Here is a 14,592-nt window from a genome sequence, read left to right on the forward strand (position 1 = left end):
TCAACTTACTATCCGAAAACATAAATTCTCTATGTAGATAAAATAAAAAAATGATGTTATCATTAAAGGAATATTTTATGATATCTAAAATTCAGAAAAAATGGAGAGTTAAATTTGAAAACTATAAGCGTGATCAATATGAAGGGTGGAGTTGCAAAAACTACTTTAGCAATAAACTTGGCCGATTGCTTGGTTAGACGTCATAGCTCAAAGGTGCTCATAGTCGATGTAGACCCTCAATTTAATGCAACTCAATGTCTAATGAAACCGGAAGTTTATGTTGACCATCTGAAATCAGGTGGAGATACGATTGTAAGTGTTTTCGATAGAAATAAGCGAGCAGTTTCGAGCACTGTTAATGCAGCAACAACAAAATCAGCAAAAAAAGCTGAAGAGATAACTGTAGTGTCTGTTAAACCGAAGTTAGATCTTCTACCTGGGAATCTAGAATTATATCGTCTTGAAATGGCTCCCGGCGAAGGACGAGAGAATAGATTAAATACGTATTTAAGTAAGTTATCAAAAGAAAATACATATGATTTCGTAATAATCGATACACCACCAACTCCATCAGTTTGGATGACAAGTGCATTGATCGCCTCAGATTATTATCTAATTCCAGTAAAAGCAGATCCATTATCGCTTACTGGAATAGATCTTCTTCGAAGTATAATAGAAGAAAAAATAGAAAATTTTAATTTAAATATTAAATGTGCGGGACTTGTATTAACAATCACAGAATCATCTACAAATGTTTACAATGAAGCAAAAGGAACATTAACTAGAGATATTCATTGGAAAAAATTTCTTTATAAAGCAACTCTTCCAAAACGCACAAGAATTGCAAGCCGGCAGATCAAACAGATGCACATTCTCGATGGAGACTGTATAGATTCAAAAACTGCAATCGCCAATATAACGACTGAATTTTTTAATTGCGTGGCGGAACATGAATAACCCAAAGAAAAACTCTTATCCAAGAACTCCATCGGAAGAAATTCAAATAAAATATGCCATAGACTTCATAGAAGAATTGTCATGGTTATTTGAGTCAAAGAAAAAATTAAATTTCCCCATAGTTTCAGAATTATTGCGGAAACGTCTATTGCCCACTCCAAGAGTAGCAGATAGCTCCGCAGCTTATGTATCACCAAATCCAAACATACACTATTTAATCGGAATACTACCTAGGCTATTTCAAGACGAAAATCTTTTTTTAAAAAATGAAGAAATTGCTGAATTTGCAAAGGAAGTATTGGGAATTGAAATTAGCAGAGTTGAAAAAAGATCAAAATATGAACTAATAGGTTTAATTGTATGTCAAACAAATGAACTAAACGACGAAAAACTTGATGAAATGGTGCGCTCTCTTTCGCATATTGCCGGAAATAATGACAAATTAAATCTGATGGCTAACGAGAAAGCATCTACAGGTTTTTCTTGGAACGAAGCCATTCGGAAATTGGCGGTTGAAAATGACTCGTGAAAGATTGGAAGATTTTTCGCTACTAAAGGACTATTTAAAAAAATATAACATCCAAGACAACATAAAAAATAAATTATTTCTAGAAAATCTAAAAGCAATACACAAAAGTTATTTTTCGCTACTTACTTGGTCGGGGGAAATTAAATTTTCCGAAGGCTTATTTAAATATAAATCCATTGAAATATCAAAAGAAATCAACGAATTAATTCTTGAATCTTTCTCAGACATCGGTTCATCCATATTCAATTGGACATATGGAGGATATAAGACATCCCGAGTTATGTTGAGGTCAGCAATTGAAAATTTCATTCGCGCCATATCCGGAATTGAAAAGAAAGAGCAGCTTCAAGAAAAAAATATATATTCACTTTTTGACGGCGCGGCGACTTTAATAATTTTCAAATCATCGGAGGAAGTTAAAGCTTCGTTCAAGCAATTGCATTCTGACTACAAAGAACTTTGCCGCGATGTGCATAGTGCCCTCCCAGAAAATATGGAAAAAATTTCTACTTTATCAGATTTACCTAAATTTGATGCTGAGAAATCCAAGAAATGTTGCGAAATAATATGCAGAGTTACAAAAAATATTTTAATATTATTATGCCTTATATTTTTTAATTTTTTTCACAGTATGCATCATAGAAATAAAGAAAATATTTTAATTTCATTACCAAAAAAAATAAAACCTTTCATTAATGGAATGAATGAAATATAAATAATTAAACATCCGCAACAGAATGAAAAAAAGCCGCTATCCCCCGATAGCGGCTTTCTCACTCCTACCCCAGCAACAGCGCCTCAAACCCATCTCAAGGCGCCGTTGAAGAGTAAAAAATCACCCCACAAACTTCCGCGCATTCCTGAACATACGCATCCAGGGCGAATCCTCACCCCAAGCTTCAGGATGATACGACTGTTGCACCGAACGGAACACGCGCTCCGCATGCGGCATCAGCACCGTGAAGCGGCCATCCGACGTGGTGACCGAGGTGATGCCTTCCGGCGAGCCGTTCGGGTTGTATGGGTAGGCTTCGGTGGCGGCGCCCTTGTTGTCGACAAAGCGCATGGCTTTGGTGACTTGGGTGATGTCGCCCGTTTGCGAGAAGTCGGCGTAGCCTTCGCCGTGGGCGATGGCGATGCCGGCCTGGGTGCCGGCCATGCCGTTGAAGAAGATCGATGGGGAATCCATCACTTCGACCATGGCAAAGCGGCCTTCGAATTTTTCCGACTTGTTGCGCGTGAATTTAGGCCAGGCGTGGGCGCCGGGGATGATGGATTTCAAATTGCTCATCATCTGGCAGCCGTTGCAGATACCGAGGCCGAAGCTGTCGGTACGGGCAAAGAAGCGCGCGAACTGGTCGGCCAGGCTGGCGTTGAACAAAATGGTCTTGGCCCAGCCTTCGCCTGCGCCCAGCACGTCGCCGTACGAGAAACCGCCCACGGCGATCACGCCCTGGAAGTCGTCCAGCTTGACGCGGCCGGCAATCAGGTCGCTCATGTGCACGTCGACGGCCGTAAAGCCTGCCTGGTGCATCACGTAAGCCGTTTCGATATGCGAGTTGACGCCCTGCTCGCGCAGGATGGCAACGCGCGGACGCACGCCGGTGGCGATAAATGGCGCGGCGATGTTGTCGTTCTGGTCGAAGGTGACGATAGGCGACATGCCTGGGTCTTGCAGGTCCAGCAGGCGGTCGTATTCGGCGTCGGCGCAGGCCGGGTTGTCGCGCAGGCGGGCGATGCGCCAGCTGGTTTCGCTCCACAGACGGTGCAGGTCGGCACGCGGCTGGGTGTAGATCAGCTTGGCGTCGCGCGTGAATTCGATCACGTCGCGGTCGTTCAGTTTACCGATGATATGGCTGCAGGCGCCCAGGTTGAAGGTACGCAGCACGTCCATGACCAGGGACTTTTCTTCGGCGCGTACCTGGATCACGGCGCCCAGCTCTTCGCTGAACAGGGCGCGCAGGGTCAGTTCATTACGGCGTTCCGCCACCTGGCCGGCCCAGTTCTTGGCGTCGCCCCAGTCGCTGGAATGTTCGCCTTCCATGGTCAGCATGTCCAGGTTGACGGACATGCCGGTGTGGCCGGCAAAAGCCATTTCCGTCAGGGTGGCGTACAGGCCGCCGTCCGAACGGTCATGGTAGGCCAGCAGTTTGCCGTCGCTATTCAATTGCTGGATGGCGGTGAAGAAGCCTTTCAGGTCTTCAGCGCTGTCGACGTCTGGCGTTTCATTACCCAGCTGCTGCAACACTTGCGCCAAGGCTGATGCGCCCAGGCGGTTTTTGCCGCGGCCCAGGTCGATCAAGATCAATGAGGTGTCGCCTGCATCTTTTTTCAGTTGCGGCGTCAGCGAACGGCGTACGTCGGTGACTGGCGCGAACGAGGAAACGATCAGCGACACTGGCGAAGTGACCGATTTGGCCGCGCCCGTGCTGTCGTCTTTCCAGGTGGTGCGCATGGACAGCGAATCCTTGCCGACCGGGATGCTGATGCCCAGCGCCGGGCACAGTTCCATGCCCACTGCTTTCACCGTGTCGTACAGGGCGGCGTCCTGGCCAGGCTGGCCGCAGGCAGCCATCCAGTTGGCGGACAGTTTGATGTCGGAGATGTCGGCAATCGCGGCAGCGGCGATGTTGGTGACGGCTTCGCCCACGGCCATGCGGCCCGAGGCGGCGGCGTCGATCACGGCCAGCGGCGTGCGTTCGCCCATGGCCATCGCTTCGCCCAGATACCCCTCGAAGCTCATGGCGGTGACGGCGCAATCGGCCACCGGCACTTGCCATGGACCGACCATCTGGTCGCGCACGGTCATGCCGCCCACGCTGCGGTCGCCGATGGTGATCAAAAAGGATTTGTCAGCCACGGTTGGCAGCAGCAGCACTTTTTGCGCCACGTCCGTCAAGTCCATGCCCGTCAAATCAATCGCCGGGAAGTCGTTCGCCACGTGCACCACGTCGCGCTGCATCTTCGGCGGTTTGCCCAGCAAGACGTCCATCGGCATGTCGACCGGCTCATTACCCAGGTCGGTGTCGATCAGTTTCAACTGACGCTCTTCAGTCGCCACGCCCACGGCGGCGAACAGGCAGCGTTCGCGTTCGCACAAGGCCTTGAACAGCGGCAGACTGTCTGGAGAAATGGCCAGCACATAACGTTCCTGCGACTCATTGCTCCAGATTTCTTTCGGCGCCATGCCCGACTCTTCCAGCGGGATCTTGCGCAAGTCAAAAATCGCGCCGCGCTTGGCGTCGTTGGTGATTTCAGGGAAAGCGTTCGACAAGCCGCCTGCACCCACGTCGTGGATGGAGATGATCGGGTTGTCTGCGCCCATTTGCCAGCAGGCGTTGATGACTTCCTGGGCGCGGCGTTCCATTTCCGGGTTGCCGCGCTGGACCGAGTCAAAATCCAGGTCGGCCGTGTTGCTGCCGGTGGTCATCGACGAGGCAGCGCTGCCGCCCATGCCGATGCGCATGCCCGGGCCGCCCAGCTGCACCAGCAGGCTGCCGACCGGGATATCGTTTTTATGCGTGTGCTGCGCCGAGATATTGCCGATACCGCCGGCAATCATGATGGGCTTGTGGTAGCCGAACACCGCATCGCCATTGCTGCCGACGTTCTGTTCATAGGTACGGAAGTAGCCACCCAGTACCGGACGGCCAAATTCGTTCGAGAACGCGGCACCGCCCAGGGGGCCTTCGATCATGATTTGCAGCGGCGAAGCGATGCGCTCCGGTTTGCCGTATTGGTCAGCCTCAGTGCGGCCAGCCAGCGGCGCCGTCACGGAAGCAGCTGTTTCCCAGCTGCGCACGGCGTCTGGCAGGGACAAATTCGATACCGTAAAACCGGTCAGGCCAGCCTTCGGCTTGGCGCCGCGGCCGGTTGCGCCTTCGTCGCGGATCTCGCCGCCTGCGCCGGTGGAGGCGCCAGGGAATGGCGAAATGGCCGTCGGGTGGTTATGCGTTTCCACCTTCATCAGGGTGTGCGTCAATTCGGTCGATGCCGCGTATTCGTGGTTGTCGCCGCGCGGGTAGAAACGCGAGACAGTCGCGCCTTCCATGATCGAGGAATTGTCGCTGTAGGCGACCACGGTGCCCTTCGGCTGCAATTCGTGCGTGTTCTTGATCATGCCGAACAGCGACTTGGTTTGCGCCACGCCGTCGATGGTCCAGTCGGCATTGAATATCTTGTGGCGGCAATGTTCGCTGTTCGCCTGCGCGAACATCATCAGTTCCACGTCGGTCGGGTTGCGGCCAGCCTTGGTGAAAGCCACGTCCAGGTAGTCGATCTCGTCTTGCGACATCGCCAGGCCCAGTTCCGTGTTTGCTGTTTCCAGCGCGGCCTTGCCCTGGCCCAGCAAATCAATCGATTCCAAAGGGCGCGCTTCCAGGGTGCGGAACAGGTCTTGCGCCTGGTCGGCGCTGCGCAGCACGGATTCCGTCATGCGGTCGTGCAGCAGGTCGGCCACGGCGGCCACTTGCTCGTCCGTCAGCTTCCTGGCGGCGCCGATGGCGCTGCCCAGGATGCCCGATTTCAAATTGATGCGGAACGCCACGCCGCGCTCGACGCGCTTGATGTGGGCCATGCCGCAGTTGTGCGCGATATCGGTGGCTTTGGAAGCCCACGGCGAAATCGTGCCGAAACGGGGGATGACGAAGAATTCTTCGGCAGCGCCTTCCGTATTGTCAGCTTCAGCCGGCTCGCCATACGTCAGCAAGGCGCCCAGGCGCTTGCTGTCGTCGTCGCTCAAGGGCGCGCTGGCATCGATGAAATGGACATAGCGTGCTTGTACCGCAACGATCGCAGGCGATACGGCTTGCAGTTGGCTTAACAGGCGGTGGCTACGGAAAACGGACAGGGCATTGGAACCCGGCAGTATCAACATGGTTGGAAGGTGGTTGATGCAGCGTGGCTGCGGGTTAAAGGTAGGTATGACAATATCTTTCGTACGGCAAATTTCCTTTGCGCGCATTATACCCGTTTTACCCCTGCCTTATTAGCCGAAGTTGTGCGTTTACTGCCATTTTACGCCGCAAAACCGCACTTCCAGACCCGCATACAACAGTCGCTTCAGGCGATCACGTAGCGGTTCTTGCCCAGGTGTTTGGCCTGGTACAGCGATGCGTCGGCCCGCCGGTAGCTGTGGCCCAGGTCCTGGCTACGGTCCATTTCGGCAATGCCCACGCTGATCGACACAGCGCGCTCGGGGTGGAAACTGTGATAAACCGTATCGACCAATGCGGCGGCAAAGCGGCAGACGGCGTCGCGGTCGCCGGTAAACACCACGCCGAATTCCTCGCCGCCCAGGCGGCCGCACAAGTGGCCCTTGGCCTCGGTCGCGATAATGGCGGCGGTGCGCACCAGCACTTCGTCGCCGATATCGTGCCCCAGCAGGTCATTGATTTTCTTGAAATTATCGATATCGATCATCATGAAATGCAGGGGCGCGCCGCCCTGCCCCGCATGCAGCAGCTGCGCGCCCTGATTGAACATGCGGCGGTTGTTCAATCCCGTCAGGCTGTCCTGAAAGGCCAGCCGCGTCAGCTCCTGCTTGGCGTGGAAGTTACGCAGCCGCAGCAGGCTGAAACTGATATTTAAGGCCAGTCCGAACAGAATGCTGACGACGATCATCAGCGGCACCCAGGCCTGGTCGGGCAATCCTGCATGCACGGGATACAGGCCGTGGCCCACATTCCACCAGACGCCAGCCACCACGGCCAGGTAACTCAAGCCGCCATTGAAGATGGAGGCGATGGCCAGTGTCATGAAGACGCCTACGGGCAAGACCCAGAAACCGGCATCGCCCACCGCATCGGCCATGGTGCGCAAACCAAAAGTCAGCGACAGCACGGCGCAGGCGCCCGTGATCGTCAGCACCCGCAAGGTGGTGCAGCGCGAGCGCACGGCCAGGCTGGCAAGCATGCCCAGCAGCGCCAGCACGGCATGCGACAGGATGGGATGATAAGGGTCCGGCATCAGCAGCCAGGTCAGGCTGTAGGCGCAGATGCCCAGCGCCTGCGTGATCATGCCGACCCGGTGCAATTCAGCAAAATAGGTGTGCTGCTGCTGACTATTGCCGCCAAAGGCAAGAGGAACAGCGATACGCGCTGCGCTAAGCCGGAAATTGGTCAAGGAAGACATGAGGGCAGGCGGTGAGTGGTGCACAAGGGGAAACGCAAAAGTGCTGGAAAGGCGATGCAAAACAACTACTGACAGTTGCTACGAGAATACTAACATGCTAGCCGCACTGTTGCCAGCGTATATGCAAAGTTGCCGCCGCGCTCGCCGCCGCGCGCGATAGCCTGCATTTTGCTGGCAGTGTGGAAGCGCTTTGCAGTATGCTCACAAGAAATAATATGATTTGTACTATTCCATATTGGTACACAGATAACAGAGAGCTGAACGATGCCAGAAAATAGCGACTTGTCTGTCCTGATCGTCGACCCTAACCCCAGCATGCGGGGCAATCTGCATAATATGCTGAACCAGGCGGCCATCACCAAGGTGGAATATGCGGTCAATTCAGGCACGGCGATCCGTCTGCTGACGAAAAAGCCGTTCGACATCATCCTGTGCGAATACGATCTTGGTAGCGGCACGGATGGCCAGGACGGACAGCAATTGCTGGAAGATTTGCGCCACCATAAGCTGATCGGCCTGTGGACCATCTTCATCATGCTGACTTCCGAAGCCATCCACAGCAAGGTGATCAGTGCGGCCGAACTGACGCCCACCGACTATATCCTCAAACCGTTTACGGTCGATGTGCTGAGCGGGCGCATCGAGCGGGCCATCGAGCGGCGGGCCATCTTCCTGCCCACCTATCAGCTGATCGAAAAAGGAGATTTGCGCGAAGCGGTGAAACGCTGCCGCGACGCCGAATTGCAGCATCCGCGCCTGGCGGCCGACTTTGCGCGCCTGCGCGCAGAGCTGCACATCACTTTAGGCGAATGGGGCGAGGCGGAACAGATTTATCAAAACATGCTGGCCACGCGGCCGATGGACTGGGTGCACCTGGGCCTGGCCCGCAGCCTGTTCGAACAGCAGCGCTATGAAGAAACGCAGGAAACGCTTTTAACGCTGGTCGAACAAAACCCGCGCTACATGGCGGCCTACGACTTGCTGGCGCAAACCCATGAAGCGCTGGGCCAGCAGATACAGGCCAAGAAAATCCTCGAAGACGCCGTCGCGATCTCGCCGCACATGGTGCGCCGCCTGCGCCACCTGGGCGGCATCGCCTACGACACGGGCGATATCGGCGCCGCCGAGCGGGCTTACAAGCAGGTGGTCACGAAAGCCAAATATTCGGAATTTCGCGACCCCGAAGACCACGTCAACCTGGTCAAGACGCTGGTAAAAAAAGGCGATGGTCCGCAAGCGAGCGGCGTACTGCGCGACCTGGAACGCTCGATGCGCGGCAGCGCCAATGTGGAAGCGTGCCGCGCCATCTCGGCCGCCATGCTGCATGAATTGTCGGGCAACGATGAAGCCACGGCCAGCGAGCTGCAACTGGCGGCGGCCGCCATCGACACGGCGCGCGGCTTGTCCAAGCAGCTGAAAGTGGGCCTGGTACAAAGCTGCCTGAAAAACAACCTGGAACAGGCGGCGTCGGAAGTGATGCTCAAACTGGTCAACGAAGCCGATAGCGACGTGACGATGGAGCAAGCGGTGGCCGTATTCGAACAGGCAGGCCGCCACGATCTGGCGCAAGGCATGGGCCAGCAAATTACCAACCAGGTTCAGGAGCTGATGCAGGATGCGGCCAGCAAGTCGGAAAATGGCGAATTCAAAGGGGCCGTGTTCATGCTGCGCCAGGCCCTGCGCAAGACCCCCGGCAACCTGCCCGTGCTCTTCGCGTCGGTCGACGCGATTCTGCGCCAGCTCAATATACTGGGCTGGGAAGCACAGCTGGCCGAACAGGCCCAGCATCAGATGCAGGTGATACGCAAGATCGATCCCAAGCATCCGAAGCTGGAGTCGCTCAAGCAGCAGTATGCGGCGACCCAGCATAAATATGGTATTGCCACCTGACTCCTGCCAGCCCCTGAGTTGCCACGAGTCTGCCTGTCACGAGTCTGCCCACCACATTAGCCAGGGAGCCGCCATGAACAAACAGATCATCCTCAACCTGCCCGTGAAGGACCTGGAAAAATCCAGGGCCTTCTTTTCTGCGCTGGGCTTTACCTTCGATCCCCGGTTCAGCGGCGAGAAGGCGGCGTTCATGAACATCGTCGACGGCAGCATCCAGGCGATGCTGACGACCGAAGCCTTCTTCCAGTCGCTGATCAACAAGCCGGTCGTGAATGCGAAGCAAGCCAATGAAGTCGTCATTTGCCTCAGTTGCGAAAGCCGGCAAGAGGTGGACAGCCTGATCGCCAAGGCCGTTGCCGCTGGCGGCCGCATACCGCATCCGCCCGAGGACCATGGCTTCATGTATGACCAGGGTTTCGAGGATATCGATGGCCATCTGTGGAACCTGGTCTGGACGGCCCAAGAAGCCTGATTTTTTGTATCCCCGAGCTTGCTGAAACAGGCCGCTCAGTCAGTGCGTGGCCGGATTACGCTCCACCCTTGCCACCACCAGTTCAATCAATTCCGCGATCAAAGGCCTGAACGTGGCCGCGTCGCCGCCCTGGCCCAGCATCACGGTGCGGGTGGTCAGGTGCGAGAAGACGGCGTCGAAGAGGATTTGCGGCAGGTTGGAAAATGAGGTCTCGGCGGCGATGCGGCCCTGGGTGCGCTGCTGTTCCAGCAGGCGAAGAATTAATGCGTGCCAGACTTGCGGGCCGTGCTCGTACCAGGTCTGACCCACGGCCGGGACGGCGGCGGCGCCAGTGACGACGAGGCGGTAAAAATCGACGTGGCGGGGGCTGGTGATGACGGAGACCAGTTCATCGAGGATCAGCTGCAAGCCCTGCTCCAGTCCTGCCTGGGAGGTATCGAGCTGGCGCAGACGGATGATAAAGTCGGCGCACAGGTATTCCACCACCGCCACCAGCAAATCTTGCTTGCTGCCGAAATAGCGGTAGGCGGTGGCTTTGGAGCCGCCCGCCTCGGCCACGATGGCGTCCATGCTGACGCCATCGTAACCCGATGCCAGGAACAGCCGGCCGGCAGCTTCCAGCAATTTGCGCCGCCGCTCACTGCTTCGGTTACTGGAAGTAGCGGGAGCGGTAGGCGGCTGGGACATGAAGCAAACTCTTACTGTTTCTTGGGAAGCGCGTATGCTATCACGTAATCGCCACGATCCGGACTCTGGCGGGCGCCACCGGCAACCACCACCACATACTGGCGGCCAGACGCCGGCGACATGTACGTCATCGGCGTGGCCTGGCCACCGACAGGCAAACGTCCCTTCCACACTTCACGGCCGGTTGCGATATCCATCGCACGCAAATAGTAGTCCTGCGTGCCTGCATAAAACACCAGGCCGGACGCCGTGCTCACGCCACCGCCCAGGGTCGGCATGCCCAGCGGGATAGGCAGTTTGGCGCGCACGCCATTGATGACGGCGTCCTCCACCGTGCCGGCCGGACGTTCCCAGACTTTTTTCCGGGTTTTCAAGTCGATGGCGGCAAACACGCCCCATGGCGGACTTTGGCATGGAATGCCCAGCGGCGAATTGAAGGCTTTGTGATCGATGACGAAGGGCGTGCCATCCATCGGATAGGTGCTGCCCACGCCATGGCCCGAGGTCAGCTTGGCCACGTCGACCGTCTCGCGCGGCACCAGCTTGACCACTTGCGGCATGCGGATATCGTTGACGAACATATAGCCATTGCTTTCATCGACGGCCGCGCCACCCCAGTTGAAGCCACCGTAGTAGCCTGGGTAAATCAGGGTGTCCTGCGTGCTCGGCGCCGTGAATTCGCCCTTGTAATTGAGCTTGCGGAAGCTGATGCGGCAGGCCAGCTGGTCGAAGAAGGTGGCGCCCCACATATCCTGCTCCGTCAGCGGCGCGGCGCCCAGGGCCGGCATGCCGGTCGAATAGGGCTGCGTCCTGGCGACCCAGTCGCCTGCTGCATGATCTTGCGGCACCGGTTTTTCCACCACTTCGGCGATCGGCTTGCCCGTGCGGCGGTCCAGCATGAAGATCTGGCCACGCTTGGTCAGCTGCACCAGCGCAGGGATCTTGCCGCCCTTGCCGTCCGGGACGTCATACAGCGCTGGCTGCGCGGCCACGTCGTAGTCCCAGATATCGTGATGCACGGTTTGATAGGTCCAGCGCTCGCGGCCCGTGGCCATGTCGAGGGCGACGATGGCCGACGAGAATTTCTCCGTCAGCGGCGGACGCTTGCCACCCCAGAAATCGGGCTGCTCGTTCCCCAGCGGCAGATACACCAGTCCCAGCGCGTCATCGACGGCGGGCGTGGACCACATGTTCGGCGTGCTGCGCGTGTAGCTTTGGCCTTCCGGCGGCAGCTTGGTGATGTCTGGATTGCCCAGGTCCCAGGCCCAGACCAGCTCGCCCGTATCGGCACTGTAGGCGCGGATGACGCCGGACGGCTCGTCGATCGAGCGGCCATCGAACACCCAGCCACCGAGGATGATCAGGTTACGGGCCACGGTCGGCGCCGAGGTATAGGCGTAATACGGCACGTTCATGCGCACCTTGCCCAGGCCGACCATCAGGTCGACGGCGCCCTTGTCGCCAAAACCCTCGCACAGCTTGCCCGTTTGCGCATCGATCTCGATCAGGCGCGCATCCATGGTCACTTGCACGATGCGCTTGGCGCACACACCCGCTTCAGGGGCCCTGGGCTCCTGCATGCCGGCAAACTGGAAAGGCTTCGTCACCTTGGCCGGCTCGTAGTAGCCAACGCCGCGGCAACGGTTCCAGGTCTTGGTGTTGCTCGGCCTGGAGTCGTAAGTCCAGCGCTCCTTGCCCGTATCGGCATCAAGCGCGATGACCTTGCTGGTGGGCGTGCACGTATAAACGGTGTCGCCGATTTGCAGCGGCGTATTTTGCGATTCCGACGCGCCCACGGCCAGTTCGCCCGTGCGGTAAGTCCAGGCCACTTGCAACTGGCCGACGTTCTGCTTGTCGATCTGCGTGTATGGCGCAAAGCGCGTGCCTTGCGGGCCATTCGAATAATGCGCCCAGTTGGCGCTGCCATCGTTGACGGCGGCCACCGCATCCTGCTGCGGCTTTACGGTCGCTTCCTGCACGCCATGCGGACGGAACATGGAAGCAAAACCGGCTACCAGCAGCACGCCGAACAAGGCTGCGAAAGCGCGCGACTGCCCGGTCGGACGGCGCGCCGCCAGCCACGGGTGCACGATGGCGGCGGCAAAGCCGATCACGAGGAAAGGCGCCAGACGCGGCACCATGGGCCAGAAGGCAAAACCGATTTCCCAGACCGCCCATATCAGGGTCGCCACCACCAGCACAGCCACGATGGCGCTGGCCAGCGGTTTGCGGCGGATATACAGCACACCGGCCAGCATCAGGCCGAGGCCAGCCAGCAGGTAATACCCGGAGCCGCCAAGCAAGATGAGTTCGACGCCACCTAAGCCCAGGGCCAGGCCGGAGAGCAGCAGGAAAATACCGAAGAAAACCAGGGCAAGCCGCTTGCCCCTGGAGACAGGCTGGCTCGCAGCTGCCCCGTTTTTGATTGAAGTGTCCATTTTTTATCCATGACGCCTCCCCTGCCCAGGCCAATACGCTGGGGATGGCTGATTTTTCAAACTACGTAGTTAAAACTTTTATGAAACTGTACTGTACGGTTTCATTTTAAGCCGATTTGAAAAGCAAGGAAAGAAAAATTGACAAAGGAGCTTGATTTTTGGTGGGGATGAGGGATGCGCGTAGTACTGAGCTACATTGATAAAACGTTACCCCAAAAAAACTGCCGGGGTCGGACCCTGAGGGTCCGGCCCCAGTCCTTGGCTGGGGTTACTACTTAAAACGCCAATAAAGCCAAGGCTCAGGCGTGGAGAAGCGGTGTTCGGCCCGGCGCTGGAATTTGCCCCAATCGCACAAATTCCAATGCCGAAAGGCCTCCCCGCTGCGCTTTACTCAGCCAACGAAGCCATATCGATGACGAAGCGGTAGCGCACATCGCTCTTCACGACGCGCTCAAACGCTGCATTGATATCCTGGATGCGGATGATTTCGATGTCCGAGACGATATTGTGCTTGCCGCAGAAGTCCAGCATTTCCTGGGTTTCCTTGATCGAACCGATCATGGAACCGGACAGGCTGCGGCGCGCGCCGACCAGACCGAAGGCGCTGATCGGTGGCACGGCGCCGTCGGGGATGCCAACGATGACCATGCTGCCGTCAACTTTCAGCAGGTTGATGTAGTCGTTCCAGTCGATGGACGCGCCCACGGTGCAGATCAGCAGGTCGAAGGTACCGGCCAGCTTGCTGAAGGTTTCTGCGTCCCTGGTAGCATAGTAGTGGTCGGCGCCCAGGCGCAGGCCGTCTTCGCGCTTGGACAACGTCTGGCTCAGTACCGTCACTTCGGCGCCCATGGCGTGGGCGATTTTCACGCCCATGTGGCCCAGGCCGCCCATGCCCAGGATGGCGACTTGCTTGCCAGGGCCGGCTTTCCAATGGTTCAGCGGCGAGTACAGGGTGATGCCGGCGCACAGCAGCGGCGCGGCGGCGTCCAGTGGCAGGTTGTCGGGAATCGACAGCACATAACCTTCCTTGACGACGATGCTGTCCGAGTAGCCGCCTTGCGTTGCCGTCTTGCCGTCCGCTTCCAGGCCGTTGTAGGTCTGGATCAGGCCTGGCATATACTGTTCCAGGTCCACATTGCGCGTTTTGCAGGTGGTGCAGGAATCGACGAAGCAGCCCACGCCCACATGGTCGCCCACCTTGAACTTGGTAACGTCGGCGCCCACGGCGGTGACGACGCCGGCGATTTCATGGCCAGGCACCATGGGGAAAGCAGAATTGCCCCATTCGTCGCGCGCCTGGTGGATGTCGGAATGGCAAACGCCACAGTATTTGATCGAGATGGCAACGTCGTCTGCGCGCGGGGCGCGGCGTTCGAACGAGAATGGCTGCAATGCGGAAGTCGGGCCCAGGGCGGCGTAGCCTTTGACGGTGGTGGTCATGAAAACTCCTCGTGTAGATAAATAGGTCACGCAAGCTGTGCAAGCGA

10 protein-coding genes are annotated in these 14,592 nt (G+C 56.6%); 5 read left to right on the plus strand and 5 right to left on the minus strand.

Annotated features, from left to right (window positions below; genetic code table 11):
* The first annotated feature begins 114 nt into the window (after positions 1-114).
* Genes HDE75_RS00400 through HDE75_RS00410 form a run of 3 tightly spaced genes read left to right on the plus strand, consistent with a single transcriptional unit; the run spans position 115 to position 2,201 of the window.
* A complete protein-coding gene (locus HDE75_RS00400; protein WP_183678949.1) occupies positions 115-957 on the plus strand; it encodes a ParA family protein in 843 nt (280 codons plus the stop codon).
* The gene (locus tag HDE75_RS00405; protein WP_183678951.1) at positions 950-1,486 is read left to right on the plus strand and encodes a hypothetical protein; all 537 of its coding nucleotides are present in this window, start codon (positions 950-952) and stop codon (positions 1,484-1,486) included. The genes HDE75_RS00400 and HDE75_RS00405 overlap by 8 nt, the downstream gene beginning before the upstream one ends.
* Positions 1,476-2,201: a hypothetical protein gene (locus HDE75_RS00410; protein WP_183678953.1), complete on the plus strand. Its 726-nt coding sequence runs from the start codon at positions 1,476-1,478 to the stop codon at positions 2,199-2,201. Before HDE75_RS00405 ends, HDE75_RS00410 begins: the two co-directional genes overlap by 11 nt.
* Positions 2,202-2,321: 120 nt before the next feature.
* Here HDE75_RS00410 and purL read toward each other — a convergent pair whose 3' ends face one another.
* A complete protein-coding gene (gene purL / locus HDE75_RS00415) occupies positions 2,322-6,362 on the minus strand; it encodes a phosphoribosylformylglycinamidine synthase (protein ID WP_183678955.1) in 4,041 nt (1,346 codons plus the stop codon).
* A gap of 185 nt (positions 6,363-6,547) precedes the next feature.
* Positions 6,548-7,618, minus strand: a complete 1,071-nt coding sequence (locus HDE75_RS00420) for a GGDEF domain-containing protein (RefSeq protein ID WP_183678957.1) — start codon at positions 7,616-7,618, stop codon at positions 6,548-6,550.
* Between the two features lie 264 nt (positions 7,619-7,882).
* On the opposite strand from HDE75_RS00420, the gene HDE75_RS00425 reads away from it, so the two are divergent.
* The gene (locus tag HDE75_RS00425) at positions 7,883-9,508 is read left to right on the plus strand and encodes a tetratricopeptide repeat-containing response regulator (protein WP_183678959.1); all 1,626 of its coding nucleotides are present in this window, start codon (positions 7,883-7,885) and stop codon (positions 9,506-9,508) included.
* 73 nt (positions 9,509-9,581) lie between these two features.
* Positions 9,582-9,980, plus strand: a complete 399-nt coding sequence (locus tag HDE75_RS00430) for a VOC family protein (protein ID WP_183678961.1) — start codon at positions 9,582-9,584, stop codon at positions 9,978-9,980.
* Between the two features lie 39 nt (positions 9,981-10,019).
* Here HDE75_RS00430 and HDE75_RS00435 read toward each other — a convergent pair whose 3' ends face one another.
* From HDE75_RS00435 to HDE75_RS00445, 3 genes are all read right to left on the minus strand, one after another.
* Entirely contained in the window at positions 10,020-10,667 is a 648-nt protein-coding gene (locus HDE75_RS00435; protein WP_183678963.1) for a TetR/AcrR family transcriptional regulator, read from the minus strand.
* Between the two features lie 11 nt (positions 10,668-10,678).
* Positions 10,679-13,105 carry a membrane-bound PQQ-dependent dehydrogenase, glucose/quinate/shikimate family gene (locus HDE75_RS00440; RefSeq protein WP_183678965.1) on the minus strand — a complete coding sequence of 809 codons (2,427 nt, stop codon included), beginning with the start codon at positions 13,103-13,105 and terminating at the stop codon, positions 10,679-10,681.
* Positions 13,106-13,492: 387 nt separating this feature from the next.
* On the minus strand, positions 13,493-14,545 hold the full coding sequence (locus HDE75_RS00445) for an NAD(P)-dependent alcohol dehydrogenase (protein WP_183678967.1): 1,053 nt from the start codon (positions 14,543-14,545) through the stop codon (positions 13,493-13,495).
* Between the last annotated feature and the right edge of the window lie 47 nt (positions 14,546-14,592).

It is taken from the genome of Janthinobacterium silvisoli (genome assembly GCF_014200725.1).
In the GTDB taxonomy this organism is placed as follows: Bacteria; Pseudomonadota; Gammaproteobacteria; order Burkholderiales; family Burkholderiaceae_D; genus Janthinobacterium.